This is a genomic window from Lapillicoccus sp., assembly GCF_046595215.1.
Classification (GTDB): domain Bacteria; phylum Actinomycetota; class Actinomycetes; order Actinomycetales; family Dermatophilaceae; genus Lapillicoccus.
The window spans coordinates 1-26,683 of record NZ_JBKJPP010000216.1 but is presented as its reverse complement, the minus strand read 5'-3'; the positions used below and the strand labels follow the sequence as shown (position 1 = coordinate 26,683).

25 protein-coding genes, 1 tRNA gene and 1 pseudogene are annotated in these 26,683 nt (G+C 71.7%); 21 read left to right on the top strand and 6 right to left on the bottom strand.

The features are described 5' to 3' along the window. Window positions 1–64: 64 nt before the first annotated feature. From ACLL9L_RS18495 to ACLL9L_RS18485, 3 genes are read left to right on the top strand one after another with little or no spacing between them, the layout of a single operon-like run. The gene (locus ACLL9L_RS18495) at window positions 65–247 is read left to right on the top strand and encodes a hypothetical protein (protein ID WP_411286122.1); all 183 of its coding nucleotides are present in this window, start codon (window positions 65–67) and stop codon (window positions 245–247) included. Continuing rightward, complete coding sequence (gene idi / locus ACLL9L_RS18490) at window positions 244–852, top strand: isopentenyl-diphosphate Delta-isomerase (protein ID WP_411286121.1); 609 nt, start codon at window positions 244–246, stop codon at window positions 850–852. The genes ACLL9L_RS18495 and idi overlap by 4 nt, the downstream gene beginning before the upstream one ends. A gap of 31 nt (window positions 853–883) precedes the next feature. Further along, window positions 884–1,522, top strand: coding sequence for a CDP-alcohol phosphatidyltransferase family protein (locus ACLL9L_RS18485; RefSeq protein WP_411286120.1), 639 nt, complete (start codon window positions 884–886; stop codon window positions 1,520–1,522). On the opposite strand, the pseudogene ACLL9L_RS18480 reads toward ACLL9L_RS18485, so the two are convergent. Beyond that, a pseudogene (locus tag ACLL9L_RS18480) lies at window positions 1,436–2,862 on the bottom strand (dihydrolipoyl dehydrogenase family protein). The gene ACLL9L_RS18485 and the pseudogene ACLL9L_RS18480 overlap by 87 nt on opposite strands. A 311-nt stretch (window positions 2,863–3,173) precedes the next feature. Between ACLL9L_RS18480 and ACLL9L_RS18475 the strand changes: the two are divergent. Next, window positions 3,174–3,878 (top strand): class I SAM-dependent methyltransferase, encoded by a 705-nt coding sequence (locus ACLL9L_RS18475; protein WP_411286119.1) that lies wholly within the window; start codon window positions 3,174–3,176, stop codon window positions 3,876–3,878. Window positions 3,879–3,915: 37 nt separating this feature from the next. Further along, entirely contained in the window at window positions 3,916–4,638 is a 723-nt protein-coding gene (locus ACLL9L_RS18470; protein ID WP_411286118.1) for a haloacid dehalogenase type II, read from the top strand. Here ACLL9L_RS18470 and ACLL9L_RS18465 read toward each other — a convergent pair. The 5 genes from ACLL9L_RS18465 to ACLL9L_RS18445 are packed head-to-tail and all read right to left on the bottom strand — an operon-like array spanning window position 4,632 to window position 9,019. Then, a complete protein-coding gene (locus ACLL9L_RS18465; protein WP_411286117.1) occupies window positions 4,632–4,961 on the bottom strand; it encodes a DUF427 domain-containing protein in 330 nt (109 codons plus the stop codon). The genes ACLL9L_RS18470 and ACLL9L_RS18465 overlap by 7 nt on opposite strands. Continuing rightward, window positions 4,958–5,410 (bottom strand): PaaI family thioesterase, encoded by a 453-nt coding sequence (locus ACLL9L_RS18460; protein WP_411286116.1) that lies wholly within the window; start codon window positions 5,408–5,410, stop codon window positions 4,958–4,960. The genes ACLL9L_RS18465 and ACLL9L_RS18460 overlap by 4 nt, the downstream gene beginning before the upstream one ends. Then, on the bottom strand, window positions 5,407–6,879 hold the full coding sequence (locus tag ACLL9L_RS18455) for a glycoside hydrolase family 130 protein (protein WP_411286115.1): 1,473 nt from the start codon (window positions 6,877–6,879) through the stop codon (window positions 5,407–5,409). Before ACLL9L_RS18455 ends, ACLL9L_RS18460 begins: the two co-directional genes overlap by 4 nt. After that, on the bottom strand, window positions 6,876–7,886 hold the full coding sequence (locus tag ACLL9L_RS18450; protein WP_411286114.1) for a glycosyltransferase: 1,011 nt from the start codon (window positions 7,884–7,886) through the stop codon (window positions 6,876–6,878). Before ACLL9L_RS18450 ends, ACLL9L_RS18455 begins: the two co-directional genes overlap by 4 nt. Next, window positions 7,883–9,019: a glycosyltransferase gene (locus ACLL9L_RS18445; protein WP_411286113.1), complete on the bottom strand. Its 1,137-nt coding sequence runs from the start codon at window positions 9,017–9,019 to the stop codon at window positions 7,883–7,885. Before ACLL9L_RS18445 ends, ACLL9L_RS18450 begins: the two co-directional genes overlap by 4 nt. Before the next feature lie 311 nt (window positions 9,020–9,330). Here ACLL9L_RS18445 and ACLL9L_RS18440 point away from each other — a divergent pair, with 311 nt between their 5' ends. From ACLL9L_RS18440 to ACLL9L_RS18365, 16 genes are all read left to right on the top strand, one after another. Beyond that, complete coding sequence (locus tag ACLL9L_RS18440) at window positions 9,331–10,353, top strand: glycosyltransferase family 4 protein (RefSeq protein ID WP_411286112.1); 1,023 nt, start codon at window positions 9,331–9,333, stop codon at window positions 10,351–10,353. Next, window positions 10,350–12,875, top strand: a complete 2,526-nt coding sequence (locus tag ACLL9L_RS18435) for a DEAD/DEAH box helicase (protein WP_411286111.1) — start codon at window positions 10,350–10,352, stop codon at window positions 12,873–12,875. Before ACLL9L_RS18440 ends, ACLL9L_RS18435 begins: the two co-directional genes overlap by 4 nt. Before the next feature lie 106 nt (window positions 12,876–12,981). After that, entirely contained in the window at window positions 12,982–14,694 is a 1,713-nt protein-coding gene (locus ACLL9L_RS18430; RefSeq protein ID WP_411286110.1) for a SulP family inorganic anion transporter, read from the top strand. Window positions 14,695–15,031: 337 nt separating this feature from the next. Next, the gene (locus ACLL9L_RS18425) at window positions 15,032–15,232 is read left to right on the top strand and encodes a hypothetical protein (protein ID WP_411286109.1); all 201 of its coding nucleotides are present in this window, start codon (window positions 15,032–15,034) and stop codon (window positions 15,230–15,232) included. 104 nt (window positions 15,233–15,336) lie between these two features. Then, window positions 15,337–15,963 (top strand): NTP transferase domain-containing protein, encoded by a 627-nt coding sequence (locus tag ACLL9L_RS18420; protein ID WP_411286108.1) that lies wholly within the window; start codon window positions 15,337–15,339, stop codon window positions 15,961–15,963. Window positions 15,964–15,990: 27 nt separating this feature from the next. Further along, window positions 15,991–16,884, top strand: a complete 894-nt coding sequence (locus tag ACLL9L_RS18415; RefSeq protein ID WP_411286107.1) for an AAA family ATPase — start codon at window positions 15,991–15,993, stop codon at window positions 16,882–16,884. Window positions 16,885–16,886: 2 nt separating this feature from the next. After that, a complete protein-coding gene (locus tag ACLL9L_RS18410) occupies window positions 16,887–17,990 on the top strand; it encodes a vWA domain-containing protein (RefSeq protein WP_411286106.1) in 1,104 nt (367 codons plus the stop codon). Then, complete coding sequence (locus ACLL9L_RS18405; RefSeq protein WP_411286105.1) at window positions 17,983–19,299, top strand: XdhC family protein; 1,317 nt, start codon at window positions 17,983–17,985, stop codon at window positions 19,297–19,299. The genes ACLL9L_RS18410 and ACLL9L_RS18405 overlap by 8 nt, the downstream gene beginning before the upstream one ends. Window positions 19,300–19,328: 29 nt before the next feature. Then, the gene (locus ACLL9L_RS18400; RefSeq protein WP_411286104.1) at window positions 19,329–19,796 is read left to right on the top strand and encodes a (2Fe-2S)-binding protein; all 468 of its coding nucleotides are present in this window, start codon (window positions 19,329–19,331) and stop codon (window positions 19,794–19,796) included. Beyond that, complete coding sequence (locus ACLL9L_RS18395) at window positions 19,793–22,252, top strand: xanthine dehydrogenase family protein molybdopterin-binding subunit (RefSeq protein WP_411286103.1); 2,460 nt, start codon at window positions 19,793–19,795, stop codon at window positions 22,250–22,252. The genes ACLL9L_RS18400 and ACLL9L_RS18395 overlap by 4 nt, the downstream gene beginning before the upstream one ends. Then, entirely contained in the window at window positions 22,249–23,106 is an 858-nt protein-coding gene (locus tag ACLL9L_RS18390; protein ID WP_411286102.1) for an FAD binding domain-containing protein, read from the top strand. The genes ACLL9L_RS18395 and ACLL9L_RS18390 overlap by 4 nt, the downstream gene beginning before the upstream one ends. Window positions 23,107–23,110: 4 nt before the next feature. Then, window positions 23,111–23,866, top strand: a complete 756-nt coding sequence (locus ACLL9L_RS18385) for an SRPBCC family protein (RefSeq protein WP_411286101.1) — start codon at window positions 23,111–23,113, stop codon at window positions 23,864–23,866. A gap of 99 nt (window positions 23,867–23,965) precedes the next feature. After that, window positions 23,966–25,009 (top strand): chorismate-binding protein, encoded by a 1,044-nt coding sequence (locus ACLL9L_RS18380; protein WP_411286100.1) that lies wholly within the window; start codon window positions 23,966–23,968, stop codon window positions 25,007–25,009. 100 nt (window positions 25,010–25,109) lie between these two features. Then, window positions 25,110–25,949, top strand: coding sequence for an aminotransferase class IV (locus tag ACLL9L_RS18375; protein WP_411286099.1), 840 nt, complete (start codon window positions 25,110–25,112; stop codon window positions 25,947–25,949). Next, window positions 25,946–26,431: a TIGR02611 family protein gene (locus ACLL9L_RS18370; protein ID WP_411286098.1), complete on the top strand. Its 486-nt coding sequence runs from the start codon at window positions 25,946–25,948 to the stop codon at window positions 26,429–26,431. Before ACLL9L_RS18375 ends, ACLL9L_RS18370 begins: the two co-directional genes overlap by 4 nt. Before the next feature lie 48 nt (window positions 26,432–26,479). After that, window positions 26,480–26,556 (top strand) — tRNA-Val (locus ACLL9L_RS18365). Window positions 26,557–26,683: the final 127 nt, after the last annotated feature.

Here is a 26,683-nt window from a genome sequence, read left to right as displayed (position 1 = left end):
GGCGCCCCAGAGCGCCGGAGGGCCGCGTGGGACGCGATGGTGCCCGGGTGTCTAGGGTGGTCGGGTGAGCCACCCTGCCGCCGTGTCCGGCGTCCTGCCGTCGGACCGTCACGCGCAGCCCGAGGTGACCGACGCCCTCCCGCTGGGGCGGTATGCCGCGCTCGCGGCCGTCGGTGAGGCAACCGAGGTTCAACCGGGATGGAGGTATGCCGTGCTGACCGACGCGCCGGGACGCGCGCCGTGGTGAGCGTGGAGACCGTCGTCCTGCTCGACGCGCAGGGCGAGGCCATCGGCACCGCACCGAAGCGAGAGGTGCACCACGGGCACACCCCGCTGCACCTCGCCTTCTCGGCCTACCTGTTCTCGGACGACGGCGAGCTGCTCCTGACGCGCCGGGCCGCGGACAAACGGGTCTTCCCCGGCCTCTGGACCAACTCGGTCTGCGGCCACCCTGCGCCCGGTGAGTGCCTGCCCGAGGCGGTGTCCCGCCGGGCCCGGGTCGAGCTCGGCGCGCAGGTGCGTGGGCTGAGGTTGGTCCTGCCCGCGTTCGCCTACCGGGCCCAGATGGACGGCATCGTCGAAAACGAACGGTGCCCCGTCTACATGGGGTGGCTCGACCGCGGACGACCCCTCGTGCTCGACCCGAGCGAGGTCGGCGAGGTCGAGTGGGTGGACTGGCGGACCTGCGCCCGCCAGGTCGCTGCGGGGGAGCGGCCGGTCTCGCCGTGGTGCGTCGAACAGGTCCGCCAGTTGATGGCGCTCGGTGACGACATGACGCAGTGGCCCCAGGCCGACGTTGATCTCCTGCCGCCGGCCGCACCCCGGGTGCTCGGTGGGGCAGGTCCCGCTTGATGGGTCCCTCCGGCGTGAGGACGCAGTAGCTTTGTGGGACAAGAGGATCCGCGACGCCCTCGACGGCCCTCTGCGCCGTGCGGCGGCGAGGATCGACGTCCCGTGGCTCAGCCCCAACCGGCTGACCGGAGCCGGGTTGGTGCTCGGGCTGGCCAGTGCGGCCGCGGCAGCCACCCAGCTGTGGTGGGTGTCGTTGGCCCTCTGGCTGGCGTCACGCGCGGGTGACGGTCTGGACGGGCCCCTGGCCCGGCGACGCGAGGCGCAGGCCCTGCGTCACTCGGACGTGGCTCCGTCACGGGCGGGGGGCTTCCTTGACGTCATGGCGGACTTCACGGTCTACGGCTCGACCGTTGTCGGTGTGGCCGTGGGGGCGACCTCGGGGGAGGGCGCGACCTGGCTGCCCTTCCTGTGCGTGCTGCTCGCCTACTACGTGAACGGCGCGGCCTGCCTCGCGTTCTCCTCGATCACGGAGCGGACCGGTCGATGCCGTGACGACGGGCGGTCTCTCACCTTCCCGGCCGGGGTGGCAGAGGGGGCCGAGACGATCGTCGTGCACAGCCTGTGGCTTGTCCTGCCCCAGTTCTCAGGGGTGATCGCCAGCGTCTGGGCGGCCGTCGTCGGGGTGAGTGCCGCGCACCGCGTCGCGGCGGGATACCTCGCCCTGAGATGACGTGCGGTCCAGGGCCCATCGCCGGACGGACCCCATGGCCGTCACCAGACGTGCGGTCCGCGGCGCAGCCAGCCGGTCATGCACGTCGGCGACGACCGCGTTCCACGGCCCGTCGTTGAACGTCGGATAGGGATGGGTGGTCGTGGCCAGGTGCCGCGTCCTGAGGCGCCGGGTCACCGCGAGGGTGAGCTCGCCGAGCGTCTCCCCGGCCCGGGGCCCGACGACCGTCGCTCCCCTGATGATGCCGCGGCGGTCGACGAGGATCGTGGTGAAGCCCTCGGTGCTGTCCTCGGCCACAGCCCGGTCGACGTGCTCGTTCGGCCACCGGATCACCCGCAGCCGCGCCTGGCACCCATCGGTGGGAAGGCCGACAGCAGCCACCTCCGGCTGGGTGAACGTCACCCTGGGTACGGCGGTGGTGGAGACCGGGCGACGCAGCCCGAGTACGGCATTGGTGGCGGCGGTGCTGCCGTGCACGCCAGCGACATGGGTGAACTGGGGATGCCCGGTCAGGTCGCCCGCGGCCCAGATCCGTGGGTTGGTCGTCCTCAGCCGCGGGTCGACGATGACGAACCCCTTCCGGTCGATGTCAACGCCTGCCGCCTCCAGGCCCAGGGACTCGGTGCGGGGGGGTCGCCCGACGGTCACGAGGAGCCGGTCGTGGGGCACGCTCGACCCGTCAGCAAGCCGGGCCGCCGCGCCTCCGGCGGCTGAGGTCTCCACCGAGACGGCGCTGACCCCGGTGCGAAGCGTCACGCCGTCCCGAGCGAGTGAGGTGGCGAGGACGGCGGAGGCGTCAGGGTCCTCATGGGGCAGGATGCGGCGCGCGCCCTCGATGATCGTGACCTGGGTGCCGAGCCGGGCGAAGGCCTGGCCGAGGTCGCAGCCGATGCTGCCACCGCCGAGGACGCTCAGGCGCTGCGGCAAGGACGTCAGCCCCAAGACGGTGCCGCTCGTCAGGGGGCGGCGTCCGCCAGCCCCGGGACCGAAGGCAAGAACGGGGAGGCACCGGTGGCCAGCAGCGCCTGGTGGAAAGTAACGAGCCGGCCGTCGACCGTGACCGTCCTCGGCCCCGTGAACATCGCGCGGCCCCACAGGTCATGGACGCCGACCGCCTCGAGCGCCTCCGTCGAGTCGAGGGGAGCGATGTGGGCGATCGACGAGCGCACGTGCTCCATGACCCGGTCGAACTGCACGTCGACGACGGGGACCTCGATGCCGAGCCGGCCCGCCGATCGGGCCGACCCGGCTGCTGCTGCGGCAGCCAGCAGCGCCTCGGACGGCACGCACCCCGTCCACAGGCAGTCGCCGCCGGGCCGGGCCCTCTCGACGAGCAGCACGCGGGCCCCAGACGCGCCGCGGTCCTTGCGCCGACGATGCCCGCCGTCCCGCCCACGACCAACAGCAGGTCCCACTCGTCGCGGCGGTCGCGGTCGTCGCTGAGCCGGTGCCGTCGGGGCCTGTTCGCCGGGATCAAGAGCGTCTCCGTGGGAGATGACGTCGCGGTTGGGGCAATGACCACCCGCAGGCACGACCGTGCCCGGGCCTCACCGTACAGAGCGTCGCCCCCGACGACGAGGGGCCCGGTCCGGTGCGGCACAGTGGGGGGCGCCCGAACAGAGCATGGCGACCCAGCGTCGAGGAGCACGGCATGCATGAGCGTTACACGGCGATCGCACCGCTCTACGACGTGTTGTCCCTCGAGTGGCCCGTCTATCGGGCCGGCCGGGTCGCGGGGATCCCGTTGCTGGGCCTGTCAGCCGGTGACGTGGTCGTGGACGTGGGCTGCGGGACCGGGCTCGACTTCCCGCTGCTGCGCGAGGCGGTCGGGCCCCGCGGTCACGTCGTCGGCGTGGACGCGAGCAACGACATGCTGCGCACGGCCCGACGCAAGCTGGGCTCGCCGCCGCCCCCGAACGTCCACCTGGTGCAGCACGACGCCCGACAGCTCGGCTCATTGGCGGGCGTGCTCCTCGAGCCACCCATCGCCGTGGAGAGGCCGGTCGATGCCATCCTCTTCACCTACTCGCTCTCCCTGGTGACCCCGTGGCAGCAGGCCTGGACAGCGGCCACCGCGCTGGCCCGCCCCGGCACCCGGATCGTCGTCGTGGACATGGCCGAGCCCACCGGTCGAGGCCGGGTCCTGGCGCCCCTGGCCCGGCTGGCCTGCCGGCTCGGCGGCGCCGACATCGCTGCGCACCCGTGGAGTGCCCTCGCGCGCGAGTGCGACGACGTCACCCACCTCTCCGCGAGGGCCGGCCACCTCCAGATCTGGGCCGGGACCTGGCCGGGTGCCTCCACCGACCCACCGACCGGCCCACCCGTGAACCCAGCGTTACCCACGAGACCGACCTGACCGACCTGACCGACGAGACCGACACCAGGAGCCCGACATGACCGACCCCCTCGAGGACCCGCAGACCGACGCCACCACCGCCCCCCGCGAGCCACGCCGCCCGCGCCTCATCGTCTTCGACGTCAACGAGACGCTCTCCGACATGGGCCCGATGGCCGAGCGCTTCGTCTCCGTCGGCGCGCCCGCTCACCTGGCCGCCACCTGGTTCGCCGGCCTGCTGCGGGACGGCTTCGCCCTCACGATCACCGGCGACAACCCGTCCTTCGCCGAGCTGGCCTCCCAGTCCCTGAGACCCGCCCTCGCCGGGCTGGTCCCCGACCTGGACTCGGCAGTCCGCCACGTCATGAAGGGCTTCGCGTCCCTGCCCGTCCACCCCGACGTCGTCGAGGGGATCCGGGATCTCCACGACATGGGGATCACCCTCGTCACGCTCAGCAACGGCGCGGCCGCGATCGCCCAGGGGCTGATCGAGCGCAACGGTCTTCGACCGTACGTCGACAGGGTGCTCTCCGTCGAGGACGCGCCGCAGTGGAAGCCCGCCGCCACGGCATACGGGTATGCCGTGCAGGCGTGCGGAGTGGCGGCAGCGGAGGCGATGCTCGTCGCCGTCCACCCGTGGGACATCCACGGCGCCCACCGGGCCGGGCTGTCGACGGGATGGCTCAACCGCGGTGGCGTGGGCTACCCGTCGTTCTTCGAGCGCCCCGACGTCGAGGCGCCGTCGCTGCCTGATCTCGCGCGGCGCCTGGCGGACTACTGACCGGGGCTGGGGCGCACCGTCACCCCGCGCCAGAATGCGACGTGGTCGCGGATCTGCTCAGCCTCTGCCTTGGGCTCGGGGTAGTACCACGCGGCGTCGGTGTTGGTGTCGCCCTCGACGGTGAGTGAGAGGTAGGACGCGGTGCCCTTCCACGGGCACACCGTGGTGGTGTCGCTGCCCTGGAGGAAGCTCTCGCCGACCGAGGACCGGGGGAAGTAGTGGTTGCCCTCCACGACGAGGGTGGCGGCCGATTCGGCGATGACGGTGTCGTTCCAGACGGCTTGCATGGACTGCGCGTGGGTGCTCATCTCGTGGGTGCTCATGTGGCCACAACGTCCGGGGTGGCCCCGGCTGTTCCACCGAGGTTCTGGAGGCGCACCTGCCCGCGCGAGACGAGCCGGTCCCCACCGTCGCGGGTCTCGACGACCCAGACCTGCTGCGAGCGCCCTCGGTGCAGGGGCGTGGCGATGGAGGTGAGGCCGGCGTCCGTGACGGCGCGGTAGAAGTCGGTCGAGTTGCTGACCCCCACGACCTTGCCCCTGTCGCCGAGCCACAGCGCGGCGCCGATGCTGGCGAGGGTCTCGACGACGCTGCAGTGGACACCGCCGTGGACGATGCCGTAGGGCTGGTGCAACGCGGTCCGACCCGACCACCGCGCCGAGACCTCGTCGCCGTCCGCCCGCACGAGCTCGAGACCGAGCGAGGCGGCAAAGGGCCCGAGCAGGCCCGTCAGGGGGTGCATGGTCGGGGTCTCCTCCTGGCTCGGAGTCATGAGGTCAGGCGGTCGAGGAGACCGGGGAGGTCGACGAAGGCGAACCGGATCGAGGAGTCGCTGCAACCGTAGGGCAGCACCACGCTGCGCCCGTGGACCAGCGCGCCGCACGAGTAGACGACGTTGGGGACGTAGCCGTTGCGCTCGTCGGCGCTCGGGGTGAGCAGGGGCTCGGGCAGGACCCCGAGGACCACGGTGGGGTCGTCGAGGTCCAGCAGGATCGCGCCGATGGAGTAGGTGCGCATCGGCCCGACCCCGTGGGTGAACACCAGCCAGCCCCGGTCGGTCTCCAGCGGCGAGGAGCAGGCGCCGAGCTGGATCATCTCCCAGGGACGGCGGGGGCTCTGGATGGTGACCGGGCGCCCCCAGCGCAGCGCGTCGGGTGAGCTGGCCACGCTGATGCTCTCGCGGTCCCACCGTGACAGGCTCCAGAACCGGCCACGGATGTGTCGGGGAAACAGGGCCATCCCCTTGTTCTTGGCGGCCGGCCCGATCTGCTGGCGGATGGAGAAGGTCGTGAAGTCGTCGGTGCGCAGCAGGTGCGGGGCGATCGCCGACCCGTCGTATGCCGTGTAGGTGGCGTAGTAGGTCGCGCTGCCGTCCTCGGTGACGAACCTCACGAACCGGGCGTCCTCGAGCCCGTGGCTCTCCGCGGCGCTGCTGGGGTGGATGACGCACTCGGACAGGTCCCGCCCCGGCGGGAACGTCAGCTCGTAACAGCTCGCGGCCACCCTCCGGATCCGCTCGATCAGCCCGTCGTGGCGGTTCCAGCCCTTGCGGTCCTGCTCGCTGGAGGCCAGCACGCTCTCGAGCTGGTCGGGGGTGAAACGGGCGGGTAGCTGGCGCAGGACGCTCTCGGCCGTGAACGCGTCTCCCCCCTCGTCGAGCGCCTCGCGCAGGAAGTCCGTGGACATCGGGATCGGGGTGGTCCGGCCCGTGGTGAGACGGGTCCCGGGCTCGTCGAGCCCGACGGCGCCGTCGGCGGTGAGGGTCCCGGTGCGGAACTCGATGCTCGACAGGTGTCCCTCGCCCACGGCCCGCATGCTCATGATGAAGCGCACCGCCCCCGGTCCGACCCCGTCTTGGTCCGGGTGCTCGACGATGGAGGGGTTGAACAGCGCGGCCGCCTCGATGGCGAACTCCTGGGTGAGGTAGGCGCCCATGAGCTCGGATCGTTCCTGCGACACCCGGCTCGAGTCCGGCAGCCGGTGGGCGATGAGCCCGAAGTGCTCGCGGAAGATCGCCCGGAGATCGCGGTGGCGGTCCGAGAAGGCCTCGAGGGTCGCCGCCAGCGTGCGGGAGACGTCCTCGTCGGACATGCCCGACAGCCGCTCGATCACCGCCTCCGCCCGGGAGATCCCGTGCTGCGGGAGCTCCTGGCCGGGCAGGAAGGGCCGGGCGAGCACCCTGCGGTCGTCCGGCCGCAGGACGACGTCCCCGCGGCGCACGAGCTGGGGGTCGTCGCTCATGGGACCGCCACCAGGACGCGGCGGCCCAGCTGCCGGACGGCGAGCAGCGCCAGGGTCGACTCGGCGCCCTGGTTCTCGTTGCGTCCGTCCGCCTCCAGGCCGTCGCAGCCACCGCCGCTGTCCTCGTCGACGAGCGGGATGCCGATGTCGTTCGCCCCGTCGAACCATGCCTCGCACCTGCGCAGGCCCTCGCCCCAGGCGGGCTCGCCGGTGACGTGATGGGCTCGAGCGCAGGCATCGGCCAGCGCGGCCACCTCGATGGGTTGCTGGTCGAAGCCCGGTCGTGGCTCCCCGAGCGACCAGCCGCCGGCCGGGGTCAGCGAGAGGTGGTCCCCGTCCGTCTCGACGTCGAGCAGCCAGCGCAGCATGGTCAGGCCGTCGGTCAGCCAGAGGGGCTCGTCGAGCATGGACCCGGCGGCCAGGAGCGCCTCGGGCAGCGCGGCGTTGGCGTAGCGCAGCCGCGGCTCGGGCCAGCGCCAGCACGGGTCCGGCGAAGGGGAGCCGATCAGGCGTGCCGCATCGGCCAGCAGGTCGCGCGCGGCCCGGTGACCGGGGTGGACCCCCAGCACCTCTGCCGCGCCGAGGGCGGCGAAGGCCATCGCCCGGGTGTGCGGCGAGCGCCGCCTTGCGCTGACGTTGAACAGCGCGAGTGCCTCGTCCTCGAGCCGTGGTGCGCGGGCCACCGCCGTACCGAACCCCCACAGCGCGCGTCCCCAGCAGTCCTCCACCGTCGGGCCGTCCTGCCAGGCGCCCTCGATCCCGAGTCGGTTGCGGACGCCGCCCGCCGGGTCCTGGGCCCCCGCTAGGAAGGTCAGGTAGGTCCGGGAAAGGGCCACGGTCCGCGGCTCGGGGTCCGGCTCACGCGCGGTGACGACCAACCCGCGCGCCACGTCGTCGACGCAGTAGCCGTGCTCGACGCGGCGTTGGGTCAGCTCGGCGTGCTCGAACAGGCCGACTGCGTCAGTGAGTCTCACGAGGTGCTCGAACGACAGGCGGGGGGGAGTCATGCACTGACCCGGGCCAGGCTGGTGCCCAGCGCCCGCGCGGCCACGTCCCGGTACTGCTCGGCCACCGCCGACCACAACAGCGCGGGGGCGATCCGGTCGGCCTCGGCGGCCATCTCCTGCGCCAGACCCGGTTCCGTCAGCACCCGACGCAGGGCGGCGGCGATGGCCGCGGGATCCTGGCGGGGGACGAGGATCCCCGCGCCGCTGGAGAGCAGCTCGACGGCATGGGGGAACGCGGTGGAGACCACCGGCTTGCCTGCGGTCACGGCCTCGACGAGGACACCGGAGGTCACCTGGTCGCGGGAGTCGTAGGGCAGCAGGACCACGTCCGCCTCCTGGACGAGGGACTGGAGCTCACCCGTCGCGAGGTAGCGCCCGTCGAAGGTGACGAGGTCCTCGACCCCGAGCGCCCGGGCGCTGGACTGCAGGGCCTCGCGGTAGCGCTCACCCTCGCGTTCGACGACCTTGGGGTGGGTCTCACCCACGACGTGGTAGCTCGGCGTCGGGTCGATGTCCCGGAGGGCGGCCATCGCCGAGATACCCCACTCAATCCCCTTCCCCACACCGATGAGCCCCCAGGTGAGCACGACCGGGGGACCGTCGCCCCCCACGGCCCGGACCGGGTGGGAGCGGGTGTCCGCCGCGCCGTGCGGGATGACCCGCACCTTGGCGGGGTCCACCCGATAGTTCGCGACGAGCCGGTCCATCGCCGTGTGGGTCATTGTCACCACCGTGTCCGCCAGCAGGACGAGCTCATCGAGGATCGCCTTCTGCCGCAGGGTCGGCGTGACGAGGACCGTGTGGAGCACGACGACGACGGGCGCCTCGACAGCGCGCACGACGTCGAGGACGTCGGACCCGTCCGGGCCCCCGAATATGCCGTACTCGTGTTGGACGAGGACGACGTCGTACCCGTTCAGCTTTGCCGCGGCGACTGCCGCACCGCCAGCCTGCCCGCGCACCCACTGGTGGCGTACCTCTGGCGGGCGGTGCACGTCCAGGACGTCGACCAGCCCGATGACGCCGACGCTGTCCCGGGGTGATTGAAGGGCCTCGACGAGGGCGGCGCTGAAGGTGGCCAGGCCGCACTGGGTCGGGGGATAGGTGCTGAGGATGCCAAACGATGGTGCCATGGAGGGTCCTTCTCGAGCCGGTTCAGCGCCGAGCCCGACGCCGAGGACGGCCATCTCGAAGGCCGCACGTTCGCGCAGAGTGCGCCGCGGTCCACCCCGGGGGACCCACGGGGGCGGTTCGATCACGACGTCCTTGTCGATGACAGTGCCCCGTCCAACTGGGGCAACCGATGGCGGGAGCCTAACAGCCGCAGGGGTCCGTCGCCCGTTGACGTGAAGGCGACAACCCGCCGACACGGGTAGGGTCGCGCCCACCGACGCGGTCGGGCACCGCCGGTGCGCGTATGCCGTCGACTCCCGATCGGGGATCCGTGAGGATTGGCGTCATCGCCTCCATCGCCCACCGTCTGCCCCCGCTCGGCTACGGGCCGTGGGAGCAGGTGGCGTCCACCCTGACCGAGGGCTTCGTCTCCCGCGGTCACGAGGTCACCCTCTTTGCCAGCGCCGACTCGCGGACCGCGGCGCGGCTGCACGCGACGAGCCCGGGGGGCTACGAGGAGGACCGCACCCTCGACGCGAAGGTCTGCGAGGGGCTGCACAACGCCGCCGCCTTCGAGCGGGCCGGGGAGTTCGACGTCCTCGCCAACCACTTCGACTTCATGCCCCTGACCTACAGCCGCCTGGTCAGCACGCCGGTCGTCACGACGATCCACGGGTTCTCCTCGCCCGACATCGTGGAGGTCTACCGCGCCTACGACGACGTCGCGCACTACGTCGCCATCAGTGACGCGAACCGGCACCCCGACCTGCACTACGCCGCGACGATCCACCACGGGATCGAGGTAGCGGACTTCACCTTCGTCCCCGCACCCGGCGACTATCTGCTCTTCCTCGGCCGGATCCACCCGCACAAGGGGACCCATATGGCCGTGGAGGTGGCCCGCCGGGCCGGGATGCCGCTCGTCATCGCGGGGATCGTCCAGGACGAGGCCTACTTCCGCGACGCGGTGCTTCCCCACGTCGACGGGATCGCGGTGTCCTACGCCGGGCCGGTCGGCCCGGTCGAGCGGGACGCCCTGCTCGGCGGGGCCGGGGCCCTGCTGCACCTCATCAGCTTCGCCGAGCCGTTCGGCCTGTCCGTCGTCGAGGCCCTGGCGACCGGGACACCGGTGATCGCCACCCCCCTCGGGTCGATGCCGGAGCTCGTGCGCGACGGGGCGACCGGGTTCCTCGTCGCGGACGTCGACGAGGCGGTCCGCGCCGTCGGCCGGCTCCCCGAGATCGAGCGCTCGACCTGCCGTCAGGACGCGGTCGACCGGTTCAGCGCCAGCCGGATGGTGGACGAGCACCTGGCGGTGTTCGACCGGATCGTCTCGAGAGGACGGGAGCAATGACCCTCGCGGAGATCCTGGCGACCTGGGACGCCCCGCCCGACGCGGACGCCGTGTTCGAGGCGTTCGGCGACTGGGTGACCCGGCAGGGCCTGAGCCTCTATCCCGCCCAGGAGGAGGCCCTGATCGAGGTCGTCTCCGGCTCCAACCTCATCCTCGCCACCCCCACCGGATCGGGCAAGAGCCTGGTCGCCGTGGGCGCCCACTTCGCCGCCCTCGCCGCCGGAGGTCGGACCTTCTACACCGCCCCGATCAAGGCCCTCGTCTCGGAGAAGTTCTTCGCGCTGTGCGACGCGTTCGGGGCAGACCGGGTGGGGATGATGACCGGGGACGCCGCGGTGAACAGCGCGGCGCCGATCATCTGCTGCACGGCCGAGGTGCTGGCCAACGTCGCCCTGCGAGAGGGGGCGCGCGCCGACGTCGCCCAAGTGGTCATGGACGAGTTCCACTTCTACTCCGAGCCGGACCGCGGCTGGGCCTGGCAGGTGCCCCTGCTCGAGCTGCCCCGGGCCCAGTTCGTCCTCATGTCGGCGACGCTGGGGGAGACCGAGCGCTTCGAGGCGGACCTCGTCCGGCGGACCGGGCGGCCCACGGCGGTCGTCACCTCGGTCGAGCGCCCCGTCCCGCTGACCTACCACTGGGCCATGACGCCGCTGCACGAGACGCTGGAGGAGCTGCTCGCCACCCACCGGGCCCCGGTCTACGTCGTCCACTTCACCCAGGCCGCCGCCCTCGAACGCGCCCAGGCCCTCATGTCGGTCAACGTCTGCAGCCGCGCCGAGAAGGACCAGATCGCCGCGTTCCTCGGCGGGTTCCGCTTCTCGGCCGGCTTCGGCCGGACGCTCTCGCGGCTCGTGCGGCACGGCATCGGCGTCCACCACGCCGGCATGCTGCCCAAGTACCGCCGGCTCGTCGAGCAGCTCGCCCAGCAGGGGCTGCTCAAGGTCATCTGCGGCACCGACACCCTCGGCGTCGGGATCAACGTGCCCATCCGGACCGTCCTGTTCACCGGCCTGACGAAGTTCGACGGGACGCGCCAGCGCCTGCTCAAGGCGAGGGAGTTCCACCAGATCGCCGGGCGGGCGGGTCGCGCCGGCTACGACACCGCAGGCACCGTCGTCGTCCAGGCGCCGGACCACGCCGTCGAGAACGCCCGCCTGGTCGCCAAGGCCGGCGACGATCTCAAGAAGCAACGCCGGATCCAGCGCAAGAAGGCGCCCGACGGCTTCGTCAACTGGTCCGAGGACACCTTCGCGAAGATCGTCGCCGCGCAGCCCGAGCCGCTCGTCTCGAGGATGCGGGTCAGCCACTCGATGGTGCTCAACGTCCTGGCCCGACAGGAGGACCCGTTTACCGCGATGCGGCGCCTGTTGCGCGACAACCACGAGGAGCCGCGGCGCCAGGTGCGCCACGTCCGACAGGCCGTCCAGATCTACCGTTCCCTCCTGGCCGCGGGGGTCGTCGAGCAGCTCGACGCCCCGGACGAGCACGGCCGGATGGCCCGTCTCGTCGAGGACCTCCAGCTGGGGTTCGCCCTCAACCAGCCGTTGTCCGCCTTCGCGCTGGGAGCCGTGGACGTCCTCGATCCCGACTCCCCGGCATACCCGCTCGATGTGCTCTCGGTGGTCGAGGCAACCCTGGAGGATCCCCGCGCGATCCTCATGTCGCAGCAGTTCGCGGCCCGCGGCGAGGCCGTCGCGCAGATGAAGGCCGACGGGATCGAGTACGAGGAGCGGATGGAGCTGCTCGAGGAGGTGACCTGGCCCAAGCCCCTCGAGGAGCTGCTCGGAGCGCTGTTCACGACCTACCGCCAGACCCACCCATGGGTCCCGGAGACCGCGCTGTCACCGAAGTCCGTCGTGCGCGACATGTACGAGCGGGCGATGACCTTCGGTGAGCTCGTCGCGTTCTACGGCCTGACCCGCTCGGAGGGCGTCGTCCTGCGCTATCTCTCCGACACCTACAAGGCACTGCGCCAGACCGTGCCTGACCACGCGAAGACCGACCCCGTCCTCGACGTCATCGAGTGGCTCGGCGCGGTGGTACGCCAGACCGACTCCAGCCTCCTCGACGAGTGGGAGGCCCTGACCGACCCCGACCGCGAAGAGGGGGTGCCGGTAACGCCCGACTCGGTCACGGCTGCTCCCCGCCCGGTCACCGGCAACGAACGTGCCTTCCGGGTGATGGTCCGCAACGCGATGTTCCGTCGGGTGGACCTGCTGTCGCGCCGACGGTGGCTGGCGTTGTCCGAGCTCGAGACGGACCCGCCCGGGTGGTCCGCGCAGGACTGGCAGGAGGCGGGGGAGGCCTACTACGCCGAGCACGACGACCTGGGGGCAGGGCAGGAGGCCCGCGGCCCGGAGCTGCTGCAGATCGCCAGGCAGCGGGACGTGTGGCGGGTGGTCCAGGTCATCGACGACCCGCAGGGCGACCACGACTGGCGGATCACGGCGGACGTCGACCTCGTCGCCTCGGACGGCGCCGGTGAGCCGGTCGTGACGGTCGTGGCGTTCGAACCGCTGTGACGGGACCCGACCTGCTCGGCGGGACCGCTCGAAGCGGGGACCTAGGTCCGCCCTGCCCACCCGCGGGGCGGGCAAGACTCGTGACGTCATCGCACCCAGGAGAGACATGAGCGTTCCGCTGCGCCCGACCGAGCGATCCCCTGAGGGGCTGGCAGCCGCACTGTCCTGGGTGGTGGCGCGGATCCGTGCCCTGATGCCCCGCCGCGCCGACCTGACGGCCATGGGCCGCCGACCACGCAAGGACGTGGTCGCCGGCCTCACCGTCGGCGTCGTGGCCCTGCCGCTGGCCCTGGCCTTCGGCATCTCCAGCGGGCTGGGGGCCCAGGCCGGCCTCGTCACGGCCATCGTCGCCGGGGTCGTGGCCGCGCTCTTCGGGGGCAGCCACGTGCAGGTGAGCGGTCCGACCGGCGCGATGACCGTCGTCCTCCTGCCGATCTTCGCGGCGCACGGCGTCAGCGGCGTCCTCGTGGTCGGGGTCCTGGCCGGTCTCGCCCTCATCGGCATGGCCATCGCCGGACTGGGCCGGTACATCACCTACCTCCCGCTGCCGGTCATCGAGGGCTTCACCCTGGGGATCGCGGTGATCATCGGGCTCCAGCAGGTGCCCGGCGCCCTCGGGATCGCCCCGACGGGAGAGGGCGTCCTGGCCGTCGCGGGCAACGCCGTGCTCGCCTGGGTGTCCGCTCCGCAGTGGTGGCCGGCGGGGATCGCGGCCGGTGTCGCCGGCGGGATGCTCCTCATCGGCCGGTTCCGACCCGCCGTCCCGGCGTCGCTGCTGGCGATCGTCGCGACCACCGTCCTCGTCGTGTGGGCCCACCTGCCGCTGGCCACCATCGGCCCGCTGCCGCCGGGCCTGCCGGTCCCGAGCATCCCCACCATCGGCTGGGTCGACCTGCGCAGCCTCGTCCTGCCCGCGCTCGCCGTTGCCGCCCTCGGCGCCCTGGAGAGCCTCCTGTCCGCGGCGGTCTCCGATGCAATGAGCGTCTCGGAGCGCCATGACCCCGACCGCGAGCTGTTCGGTCAGGGCATGGCCAACCTCGTGAGTCCGCTCTTCGGGGGGATGCCCGCCACGGCGGCGATCGCCAGGACCGCGGTCAACGTCCGCAGCGGGGCGACGTCACGGCTGTCCTCGATCGTCCACGCCGTCGCACTGCTCCTGGTGGTCCTCGTGCTCGGTCCGGTCGTCAGCCACATCCCCCTCGCGGCCCTGGCAGGGGTCCTCATCGCCACCGCCATCCGCATGGTGGAGGTGTCCAGCCTCCGGGCCCTGCTCCGCTCCTCGAGGAGCGAGGGGGTCGTGATCGGCCTCGTCGCCCTCGCGACCGTCGTCGTCGACCTCGTCACCGCCGTGCTGCTCGGCATCGTCACTGCGGGCGCGTTCGCCCTCCGCTCGTTCGCGAAGACGACCCAGCTCGTCGAGGTCTCGATCGAGGGCCCGGACGCCGACGACGAGGCGGCTGCGCTGATGGACGAGCACATCGTCGCCTATCGGCTCGACGGTCCGCTCTTCTTCGGTGGGGCCCACCATGCCCTTCTCGAGCTCAGCGAGCTCAGCGATGTCCGGGTGGTGATCCTGCGCATGTCGAGGGTCGCGACCCTGGACACGACCGGGTCGGCGGTGCTGCGCGACACCATCGAGAAGCTCGAGCGCCGCGGCACCAGGGTGCTCCTCTCGGGTGTGCCCCTGCGGCACGACCCGATGCTGCAGGCGCTCGGGGTCTACGACAGCCTCGCCCATGAGCGTCACCTCTTCGCCACCACGCCCGAGGCGATCGCCCACGCGCGGGTGCACGCGGCCCGGATCCCTCACCCGGATTGAGCAGCTCCTCAGCGGTGCGGGGGCCGGGCCCCGCTGCACACTCGGCGCGGCTCGCGAACCACCAGGATTGACGATGGCCGCACCCCGGCTGTTGGCAGACACTGAGGGTCTGGGCAGGGCAGAGACTCACAACCGGAGGTCAGGCCATGATCACGTCCGTCCCTCTCACCGCAGTCCTGCCGGTCACCGACATCGAGCGCGCCACGGTCTTCTACCGGGACCGGCTCGGTCTGGTGGACGCCGGCACCGAGCCCAGCGGCAACCACCTGCTCCATGCAGGCTCGGGCTCGATGATCGCCCCAATGCGACCGAGCGGGGTGCCCAGAGCAAGCACACGGTGCTCAGCTTCGAGGTCACGGACATCGTCGCGGAGATCTCGGACCTCGAGAGCCGCGGCGTCTCCTTTCTCGACGACGACCTGCCGGACCTCAGGACGACGGACCACGTCTGCGTCCTCGGGTCCGAGAAGGCGGCGTGGTTCAGCGACACCGAGGGCAATATCCTCTGCCTCCACGAGCCCGTCCCCCCCGCGTCCTGACGCGGGCACCACGCCGGCGCGACGCGGCCTCCGCGGACCTTCGCGGACCTCCAGGGGTGGTGGACGCCCAAGAGCGGTGGGGACCGGCGTGGTTGGGTGGACCCATGGAGACCCGCCCCGCGCCTCCCGCTGCACAAGGTCACCGCCGACCCGCCGGTGTCCTCCTCGCTGCCGGCGCGGGCCGCCGGATGGGCACCCCCAAGGCCCTGGTCCACGACCCGGACGGGACCTCGTGGTTGCGTCGGAGCGTCAGGGTCCTGCGCCGTGGTGGCTGCGCCCCGGTCGTCGTCGTCCTCGGCGCCGAGAGCGGGCCGGCGGCAGCGCTGCTCACCGACCAGGACGTCACGCTCGTCGTGGCGGATGACTGGGTGGAGGGGATGGGGGCCTCGCTCCGGGCGGGCCTGGCCCACCTGCTGGCGACGGACTCCACCGTCGCCGTCATCAGCCTCGTCGACCTGCCCGACGTCGGACCCGACGTCGTCGAGAGGGTCACCGGGGCAGCTGGTGACGGGGCCGCTGGTGACGGCAGCGCCGTCCTCGCCCGTGCGGCATACGACGGGGTGCCGGGGCACCCGGTGGTCATCGGCCGCGAGCACTGGCCGGCGGTGATCTCCTGCGCCGTCGGCGACCGGGGGGCCAGGGACTTCCTGTCGGCGCGCACCGTCGAGCTCGTCGAGTGCGGCGACCTGGCCCACGGTTTTGACGTGGATACGCGCGAGTCCCTGTCCTGATGGCAAAAGATCATGCATGATCTAGTCATGGAACCGTCACTCACCTCGGCAAAGGAGCTGGACGAGCTCCTGCGGGGGACGGGCTACCTCACCGACGACGCGCTCGCCACGGTCGCCTTCCTCGCCCTGCGGCTCGGCCGGCCCCTCCTGCTCGAGGGAGAGCCGGGCACCGGCAAGACTGCGCTGGCCGAGGCCCTCGCGCAGGGCCTCGACATACCGCTGATCCGGCTCCAGTGCTACGAGGGCATCGACGCGTCCCAGGCGCTCTACGACTGGGACTTCCCCCGCCAGATCCTGCACCTGCGCGCGCTCGAGACCACGGCCCGCCTCGGCGACGGTGAGGGCCACGGCGCCGACGTGGAGAAGTCGCTGTTCGACGAGCGGTTCCTGCTGGCTCGGCCCGTGCTCCGCGCCCTGCGTGAGAGCCCCGTGGTCCTGCTCGTGGACGAGATCGACCGCGCCGACGACGAGTTCGAGGCGTTCCTCCTGGAGGTGCTCTCGACCTACCAGGTCACCATCCCCGAGCTCGGCACGATCAAGGCCGTCACGCCGCCGATCGTCATCCTCACCTCCAACCGCACCCGCGAGCTGCACGATGCGCTCAAGCGCCGCTGTCTCTACCACTGGATCGACCACCCGGGTCTCGAGCGCGAGCTCGCCATCGTCCGCAGCCGCGCGCCCGAGGTGAGCCAGGCCCTCTCCGAGCAGGTCGTGCGGCTCGTCCAGCAGCTGCGCTCGCGCGACGACCTCCTCAAGCCGCCCGGTGTCGCGGAGACCCTCGACTGGGCCCGGGCCCTGGACACCCTCGGCGCCAGCGACCTCGACGTCGAGACGGCCGCAGCGACGCTCGGCGTGGCCGTGAAGTACCGCGAGGACGCCGACCGGGTCCGCGCCAGCCTCGACCGGATCCTCGGCGGTTGAGGATGACCACCGCCCCCGACGCGCTCCTGCTCGGATTTGCCCGCGCGCTGCGCGCTTCCGGTATGCCGGTCACGCCCGACCGCGAGGCGGGCTACCTCGAGGCGGTGGCTGCCGTCGGCATCGGCGACCGGCACGCCACCTACTGGGCCGGGCGGGCCACCTTGTGCTCGGGCCCCGACGAGATCGAGCGCTACGACCAGATGTTCACCGAGTGGTTCCAGGGTGAGCACCCCCAGGGGGGCGCCCGGAAGACGCCCACCGTGCCGCCGACGCTGGAGGCGAGCCTCGACGACGACACCGACGGGGAGGGCTCCGAGGAGCGCGACGGTGACGCCCTCAGGGCGACCGCCAGTGCGACGGAGGTCCTGCGCCATCGCGACGTCGGCACCATGAGCATGGCCGAGAAGGCCCTCATGGCCGGCCTGTTCGCGTCCATGAGGCGACCGTCGCCGCGGCGCCGGTCCGGGCGGCATACGGCGTGGCACCGGGGGGAGATCGACGCCCACCGAACCCTGCGCCGGCAGCTCGAGCGTCTCGGCGAGCCCGGCCCGCTGGCGTGGCGCCGTCGGGCCACCCGACCGCGGCGCATCGTGATGCTCGTCGACGTCTCCGGCTCGATGAGCGCCTATGCCGACTCGTTGCTGCGCCTGGCCCACCACTGGGCCGGGGGTGGGCGGCCGGTCGAGGTCTTCACCATGGGCACCCGGCTGACCCACGTCACGAAGGCCCTGCACCAGCGCGACCCCGAGCGGGCGCTCATCGCGGCCGGCGAGGTGGTGCCGGACTGGTCAGGTGGCACCCGCCTGGGAGAGTCGCTCAAGGCGTTCCTCGACCGGTGGGGCCAGCGGGGGATGGCCCGCGGCGCCGTCGTCGTCGTCTTCAGTGACGGATGGGAGCGCGGCGGTGTCGACCTCCTCGACGAGCAGATGCGTCGTCTGCAGGCTCTCTCGCACCGGGTCGTCTGGGTCAACCCCCACCGTGGCAAGGTGGGCTACGAGCCGGTCCAGCAGGGCATCCTCGCCGCGCTGCCCCACTGCGACCATTTCCTGGCCGGCCACTCGATGCGCACGTTCGAGGCACTGACGGAGGTGGTTGCCGATGCGTGAGGTCCTCTCCGAGCTGCTGCACTGGTGGGGGCAGGGCGAGACGGTGGGCGTCGGCACCGTCGTCGCCACCTGGCGCTCGGCGCCCCGCCAGCCCGGCGCCTCCATGCTCGTCGGTCCCGGGGGAGAGGCTGTCGGGTCGGTCTCCGGCGGCTGCGTCGAGGGGGCCGTCTACGAGCTGTCCCAGTCGGTGGTCGAGTCAGGTGCGCCGGTGCTGCAACGGTATGGCGTCAGCGACGAGGATGCCTACGCCGTCGGCCTCACCTGTGGCGGCATCCTCGACGTCTATGTCGAGAAGGTATCGCAGGCGACCTTCCCCGAGCTCGGTGACGTCGCCGCGGACATCGCCGCGGGACGTCCGGTGTCGGTCGCGACCATCGTCGAGCACCCCGACCCCGCGCGGGTCGGGCTGCGCCTCATCGTGCGTCCCGAGGGCGACGAGCGCGAACGACAGGGAAGCATCGGCAGCGACCGTGCCAACGACGCTGTGGCGGACGACGTGCGCGGGCTGCTCGCCGCCGGCCACAGCGAGACGCTGACCTTCGGTCCGGACGGGGAGCGCCGCGGCGAGGGCATGCGCGTCTTCGCGGACGTCCATGCCCCGGCCGCCCGGATGCTCGTGTTCGGGGCCATCGACTTCGCCGCGGCCTGCGCCAGGGTCGGCAAGTTCCTGGGCTACACGGTCACCGTCTGCGACGCGCGTCCCGTCTTCGCGACGGCCAGCCGTTTCCCGGATGCCGATGAGGTCGTCGTCGACTGGCCGCACCGCTATCTCGCCGCCCAGGTGGAGGCCGGGCTCCTCGACGAGCGCACCGTGCTCTGCATCCTCACCCACGACCCGAAGTTCGACGTCCCGCTGCTCGAGGTGGCCCTGCGGTTGCCTGCGGTGGCCTACATCGGGGCGATGGGGTCACGACGCACCCACGACGACCGGATGGCCCGGCTGCGGGAGATCGGCATGACCGAGGGCGAGCTGGCCAGGCTGTCCAGCCCCATCGGCCTCGACCTCGGCGCGCGGACGCCCGAGGAGACCGCGGTGAGCATCGCCGCCGAGATCATCGCCCTGCGCTGGGGAGGCCGGGGCGAGCGATTGACCGCCGTCGACGGTCCGATCCACCACCACACTCCGTCCAGCTCACCCGGGTCGAGCGACCCCACCGACGCGACCTCGCCGTTCGGCGAGGTCGACCCCGACCCGGATGGCGAGTTCCGCTCGACACCCGGCGCGGTGCACGGTGAACCAGACGGTGGTTCGGGTGCCGGGCGGCACCCCGACCTCGCACGACCCCATGCCCGACGCAGCACGATCTGACAGCGCGACCCCGACTGGAGGAGTCAAGGATGACCCGTATCAGTGTTCAGGTAGACGGAGAGAAGTACTCGGACGAAGTGGAGCCGAGAATGCTCCTCGTCCACTACCTGAGAGAGCAGCTCGGCAAGACCGGCACGGTCGTGGGCTGCGACACGAGCAACTGCGGAGCGTGCACCGTGCACCTCGACGGCCGCAGCGTCAAGTCGTGCAACGTCCTCGCCGTCCAGGCGGACGGTCACGAGGTGACCACCATCGAGGGGCTGGCCAAGGACGGCGAGCTCCACCCGATGCAGCAGGCCTTCCACGAGTGCCACGCCCTCCAGTGCGGGTACTGCACCCCCGGGATGATCATGCAGTCGATCGACCTGCTCAACGAGAACCCCAGCCCGACGGAGCAGGAGATCCGCGTCGGGCTCGAGGGCAACCTTTGCCGGTGCACCGGCTACCACAACATCGTCAAGGCCGTCCAGCAGGCCGCAGGAGGTTCGCACTCATGACCATCACCGAAGACCGACCAGCGCAGAGCCCCGAGAACGAGATCGGCAGCGCGCGCAAGCGCAAGGAGGACCGGCGGCTGATCACCGGCCGGACCAAGTGGACCGACAACATGCAGATGGCCGGGATGCTCCACCTCTGCATGGTCCGCAGCCCGTTCGCCCACGCGAAGATCACCGCGATCAACGTGGACGCCGCCAAGGAGGCGACCGGGGTCATCACGGTCCTCACCGGTGAGGACATCAAGGACGTCCAGGGCGGACTGCCCACTGCCTGGGCGATCACCACCGATCAGAAGAGCCCCAACCACCCGTCCATGGCCGTCGACCGCGTCGCGTTCACGGGAGAGATCGTCGCCGTCGTCGCAGCCCGCTCGGCGCGCGAGGCACGGGACGCAGCGGAACTCGTCGACGTCGACTACGAGCAGCTCCCCGCGGCGCTCGACCTCAAGGAGGCGGCCGCCGACACGGTGCTCGCCCACCCTGACCTCGGGACCAACAAGGCAGCGTTCTGGCAGTTCGACTCGGGCAACGCCGGCACCGGCAGCAGCATCGACGACGCCATCACCGAGGCACGCGCCAACGGCATCGTCATCGAGCGCGAGTACCGCCAGCAGCGCCTCATCCCCGCCTTCATGGAGCCCCGCTCCGTGGTCGTGGACCCCACGGGTGAGCAGCTCACGGTGTGGACCTCGACGCAGGTGCCGCACATCGTCCGGTTCTTCCTCGCCGTGGTCCTCGGCATCTCCGAGAGCAAGATCCGGGTCATCGCCCCCGATGTGGGCGGCGGCTTCGGCGGCAAGCTGCAGATCACGCCGGAGGAGATCATCACGGTCCTGCTCGCCCAGCGCACCGGCAAGCCCTGCAAGTGGACCGAGACCCGTTCCGAGTCGCTGCTGTCCGGCCACCACGGGCGCGACCAGTGGCAGAACCTCACCCTCACGGCGACGAAGGAGGGCAAGGTCACCGGCCTCAAGGTCGACCTGCTCGCCGACATGGGCGCCTACGCCGGCACGGTGGGCACGGGTGTCCCGGTCCTCGGGGCGTTCATGTTCAACGCGATCTACAAGTTCCCGGCATACCAGTTCAACTGCACGCCGGTCTACACGAACAAGACCTGGGTGGACGCCTACCGCGGCGCCGGGCGCCCCGAGGCGACGTTCGGCATCGAGCGGATCATGGATGAGCTCGCCGCCGAGATGGGGGTCGACCCGATGGAGATCCGCAAGCAGAACTGGATCACGCACGAGGAGTTCCCCTTCACCACGGTGGTGGGCCTGGAGTACGACTCCGGCAACTATGAGGCGGCGACGGCCCGGGCGATGGAGATGTTCGACTACGACGGCCTGCGCGCGGAGCAGAAGCAGCGTCGGGAGAGCAAGGACCCGGTGCAGCTGGGGATCGGTATCTCGACCTTCACCGAGATGTGCGGCCTGGCTCCGTCGCGGGTGCTGGGATCGCTGAACTACGGCGCCGGCGGCTGGGAGCACGCCTCGATCCGGATGCTCCCGACCGGCAAGGTCGAGGTCGTCACCGGGTCCTCGAGCCACGGCCAGGGTCACGAGACGGCGTGGTCGCAGATCGCCGCGGACAAGCTCGGCGTGGCGTTCGAGGACGTCGAGGTCCTGCATGGTGACACGCAGATCTCGCACAAGGGCATGGACACCTACGGCTCCCGGTCGCTGGTCGTCGGTGGCGAGGCCGTCGTCAAGGCGGCGGACAAGGTGATCGAGCGGGCCAAGCCCATCGCTGCCCACCTGCTCGAGGCCTCGGCCGACGACCTGGAGTTCGCCGGCGGCAAGTGGTCCGTCAAGGGCACCGACAAGGGCATCTCACTCGGCGAGCTGGCGCTGGCCAGCTTCGCGGCCCACAACCTGCCAGACGGCACGGAGCCCGGGCTCGACGCGGACGCCACCTTCGACCCGACGAGCTTCTCCTACCCGCACGGCACCCACCTGTGCGCGGTCGAGGTCGACACCGAGACGGGCGCCATCAAGATGCGCAAGTACGTCGCGGTCGACGACATCGGCAACATCGTCAACCCCCTCATCGCCCATGGGCAGATCCACGGCGGACTGATGCAGGGCATCTCCCAGGCCCTCTTCGAGGAGGCCGTCTACGACGACCAGGGGACGCTTGTCTCCGGCTCGTTCGTCGACTACACCCTGCCCACCGCGGCTGACGTCATCAGCTTCGACATCGACAACACCGTCTCTCCCTCGACGACGAACAGCCTCGGCGCCAAGGGCGTCGGTGAGGCGGGCACCATCGCCTCGACGCCGGCCGTCGTCAACGCCGTCGTCGACGCCGTACGCCACCTCGGCATCAACGACGTCCGGATGCCCTGCACCCCGCAACGGGTGTTCACGGCCATCCAGACGGCCGGGCAGCACCAGCAGGAAGAGACCGCACCCGCGGCCATGCCGCACTTCGACGAGTCGGAAGGCAACACGCAATGATCCCGTCCCAGTTCGAGTACGTCGCACCGGAGTCGATCGCGGACGCCATCGCGGCCCTCGCCGAGTCCGGCGACGACGGCAAGGTCCTCGCCGGGGGCCAGAGCCTGCTGCCGGTCCTGCGGCTGCGGCTCAACACCCCGGAGACGGTGGTCGACCTCGGCCGGATCGCCGCGCTGCGGGAGATCAGCGAGGACGGTGACTACGTCGTCATCGGTTCGATGGCGACCCACTCGGACGTCCTTGCCAGCGACCTCGTCACGCAGCACGCGTTGCTCCTGCACAAGACCGTGACCGAGGTCGCCGACCCGCAGATCCGGCACCGCGGCACCGTGGGCGGTGCGCTCGTGCACGCCGACCCGGCGGGGGACGTGGGTGCCGCGGCGCTGGCCCTCGACGCCGAGTTCGTCATCGCCGGCCCCGGCGGTGCGACCCGGACGGTGGCGGCGAAGGACTTCTTCGTCGACATCTTCGAGACGGCCGTCGGTGACGGCGAGCTGCTCACCCAGGTGCGGATCCCCAAGCACACGGGATGGGGGGCCCACTACGAGAAGTTCGTCCGGGTCGCCCACCAGTGGGCCATCGTCGCCGTGGCGGCAACGGTCCGGGTCGAGGGTGGCTCCATCGCGGAGGCCAAGATCGGCCTGACCAACATGGGCTCGACGCCGTTGCGGGCGACCGCCGTGGAGGGGGCCCTGGTCGGCAAGCCAGCCGATGACGCGGCCGTGCGAGCGGCTGCCGCCTCGGCAGCCGAGGGCACCAACCCGCCCTCGGACCTCAACGGCGACGCGGCATACCGCAAGCACCTCGCCACCGTCCTCACCCGTCGCGCCGTGCTCGCGGCAGCCGGCGGCTGAGCCCGTGGAGCTGCACCACACCTTCACCGTCCCTGCGCCCGTCGACCGGACCTGGGAGACCTTCATGGACCTCCAGGGTGTCGGGGGATGTTTCCCCGGCGCCACGGTCACCCGTGTCGACGGCGACTCGTTCGACGGCACCTGCAAGGTCAAGCTGGGACCCATCGCGCTGGTGTATGCCGGGTCCGGCACCTTCGTCGAGCGGGACGACGCGACGCACCACGCGGTGATCGAGGCCATGGGCAAGGACAAGCGGGGCAACGGCACGGCCGGGGCGACGGTGACCATCAGCCTCGCCCCAGCGGGTGAGGGCACCAGCGTCGACGTCACGACGGACCTCAACGTCACCGGCAAGCCGGCGCAGTTCGGTCGCGGCGTGATGCAGGACGTCTCGGACAAGCTGCTCGGGCAGTTCGTCGCCTGTCTCGAGCAGCGCTTCGTCGAGCCGGAGCCGGAGCCCGAGGCCGAACCCGAGGCGCCGGCAGTCGACGAAGCCATTGCGTCCGGCACCTCGGCCGCCCCCGCCACCGAGGAGCTGGACGTCACCGCGAAGGCAGCGACCGCACCGTCGACACCGGCGATACCACGCTCAGCCCCGCGCCCGGCGCCACGGGCTGCTCCCGAGACGGACGACTCGCTGAACCTCGGCGCCGCCGTCATCCCCGTCCTGCTGAAGTCCTACGCCCCTCATGCGCTCGCTGCGCTGGTCGGGCTGCTGATCGGGGTGCTTCTCGGGAGGCGAGGTTCAGGGCGAGGCTGAGCCACCCGGCAGTCGCGCGAGGACGGCTCCCGTCAGGGAATCGCTCCTCGCGCGTCTGCGTTGTCGGGCTGCCTCCTTGCACCGGCCTATCATCACCGGGTGGACGTGGCCAGGTTCTCCGGTCGGGAGGCGCGCGGTGTGCGCGAGGTCCTCACCGGTGACCGGGCCGTTCGGGCCCTTGACACCGAGGGTTTCTGGGCGGTCGTGGCGACCTTCGAGGGGGACGTGACCGCGGTCCGCTTCGACGAGGTCCAGGAGACATCCCGGCTGGGCCCGGTGGCGATGTGGGCCCCCCTGGACCGGCACTGGCACAGCTCGCTGGACCACCCGGCATACGTCGGGGCCGTGCGCGAGGTGCGGGAGCGCATCGCCGCCGGGTTGGTCTACCAGGCCAACATCTGCCGGGTCCTGAGCCACCCTCTCGATCACGCGGCCGACCTCGACGGGCTCGAGAGCGTGCTGACACATGGCAACCCGGCGCCCCATGCGTCGCGGATCCGGGTCGAGCGCGCCGGCCTCGACATCGTCTGCGCGTCGCCCGAGCTGTTCCTGCGCCGGGACGGTCGACGGCTCGTGTCCGAGCCGATCAAGGGGACCGCGACGTCGGCCGAGACGATGCTGGACAAGGACTACGCCGAGAACGTGATGATCGTCGACCTCGTGCGCAACGACCTGTCCCACGTATGTCGTGCGGGCACCGTCGACGTCGAGGCCCTGTGCGCGGCCCGGGCCCACCCGGGCCTGGTCCACCTCGTCTCGACCGTCGCGGGCGAGCTGCGACCCGGGACGAGGTGGGGCGACATCCTCGGCGCGACGTTCCCCCCGGGCTCGGTCTCGGGGGCGCCGAAGTCGAGTGCGCTGCTGACGATCGCCGATCTCGAACCCGTGCCGCGGGGGCCCTACTGCGGGGCGATCGGGTGGGTCGACGCCGATCGTGGTGAGGCCGAGCTCGCCGTCGGCATCCGGACCTTCTGGGCCCAGCACGATGCGGCGGGCGAGCGGTGGCTGAGGTTCGGCACGGGCGCGGGCATCACGTGGGGCTCGGACCCGGAGGGGGAGTGGGCAGAGACGCAGCTCAAGGCCGCGCGTCTGGTCGGGCTCGCGTCCGGCGCTGTCGGGGCCGTGTCGTCCCGACCCGGCTGAGCCAGCCGGTGGGGACCCGACCCGCGCCCGGAGCTTCCTCGTGCGGGAACCTCCCGCGGGGGGTGCCACGTTGGGCGGGCAGAACTGGGAAGGTGAGGACATGACTGTTCGGGTGTGGGTCAACGGCCGGCTGCTGGAGGCGGGCGAGGCCGGCGTGTCGGCGCTCGACCACGGGGTCACCGTCGGCGACGGCGTGTTCGAGACGGCGAAGATCGTCGACGGACAGGGGTTCGCCCCAACGCGTCACGCGCGGCGGCTGGACCGTTCGATGGCCGGGCTCGGGCTGCCCCCGGCCGATCACGGACTCATCGCCGAGGGGGTCGACGCCGTGCTCGGCGCGGGCGACCCGATCCCGTTCGGGCGACTGCGCTACACCGTGACCGGCGGCGCCGGGCCGCTCGGCTCCGATCGGCACGACTCGGCCCTGACCTACATCGTCACCGCGGGCGAGCAGCCTCGTCCGCCGGCCTCGGGCAAGGTCAGTGTCGTCCCCTGGACCCGCAACGAGCGGGCCGCCACCGCCGGGCTCAAGACCACGTCGTATGCCGAGAACGTCATCGCCCTCGCCCGGGCGAAGGAGGTCGGGGCGATCGAGGCGGTCTTCGCCAACACCCGGGGTGAGCTGTGCGAGTGCACCGGCTCCAACGTCTTCGTCGTCGTCGACGGCGAGATCCTGACGCCGCCGCCCGAGTCCGGGCTGCTCGAGGGGATCACCAGGGCGTTGGTCATCGACTGGTGTCGCGAGGACGGGCTGACCGTCCACGAGCGGACCCTGCCGCTGTCGGTCCTCGAGAGCGCCGACGAGCTGTTCATCACCAGCTCCACCCGCGACGTCCTCGCCGTCCACGCCGTGGACGAGCGCAGTCTCGAGCCGGGCCCGGTCACCGCGCGCGCGGCGAAGCTCTTCGCCGCACGGGCAGCCAAGGACCTCGACCCGTGACCGCCGCGAAGGGACCCGCCGTGAAGGGAGCGCCGGGCGCTCGACCCGAGGACACCGACGACAACATCACGCTCGACGCGCGGGACGACGACTGGGCCTGGCGCCGTCGGATCCGCTCGACACCCGCCACCCACCGGATCTACCGCATCGCGGTCGGCGTCGTCGGTCTCATCGTCGTCGCCGCCGGGCTCGTCGCCGTCCCCGCACCGGGACCGGGCTGGCTCATCGTCTTCCTGGGGGTCTCGATCTGGGCGTCGGAGTTCGAGTGGGCCCAGCGGCTCCTGCACTGGGGCAAGGGCGTGCTTTCCTCATGGACCCGATGGATCCATGCGTCGCCGGGGTGGGTGCAGACCGGGATGGCCCTGGGCACGGCCGCCGTCGTCGCGGCGATCTTCTGGGCCTACCTCGCGTGGCAGGGCGCCCCCGCCCTCCTCCCGGACGGGGTCGAGGACTGGCTCGCCGCGCTGCCGGGCGTAAATTAACGTCACACCGCAGCGAGCGGCTACTGTGTCGCCTCGTTGCACCAACCCGGACGTGTAGCTCAGTTGGTTAGAGCGTTCGCTTCACACGCGAAAGGCCAGGGGTTCGAGTCCCTTCACGTCCACCAGCCCATCAGGCCTGTGACCTGCGCCGATGCTAGAGGCGCGACTCAGCAGACCGGCGCCGTGTCAGTTACGTGTCAGATCCGATCGAGGATTGAGCCCACTGGCGGCGGGGAGCGCGCTACGGCGGGG